We start from the raw sequence: 272 nt of genomic DNA on the forward strand, positions 1-272 counted from the left end.
TCTGGTGTGAATCGGACCGCCTCCCTGCTGTGAACGATAGCTTCTAAAACCCTGCCGCATACGCTTAGGGAATGTGCTGCGTAGTGGTGCAACATGACCCGCTGCGGATCGATCTTGAGTCCCTGCCGGGCAACACTGAGCATATCGCCGAAGCGGTCAATTCTATAAAGCGCGAGACACAGGGCCTCTAATGCCTCGGCGTTGGCCGCATGCTGCGCTCTGACCTGCGTAACCGTCGCGTCAAGCAACGCAGTGCGCTTCGCATGAGCCAG

At 58.5% G+C, this 272-nt stretch carries 1 pseudogene; it reads right to left on the bottom strand.

Annotated features, from left to right (window positions below):
* Nucleotides 1–272: pseudogene (locus SB764_RS40265) on the bottom strand (hypothetical protein); the annotation flags it as partial.

The sequence above is a fragment of the Paraburkholderia sp. SIMBA_027 genome (assembly GCF_046535315.1).
Lineage (GTDB): Bacteria > Pseudomonadota > Gammaproteobacteria > Burkholderiales > Burkholderiaceae > Paraburkholderia > Paraburkholderia tropica.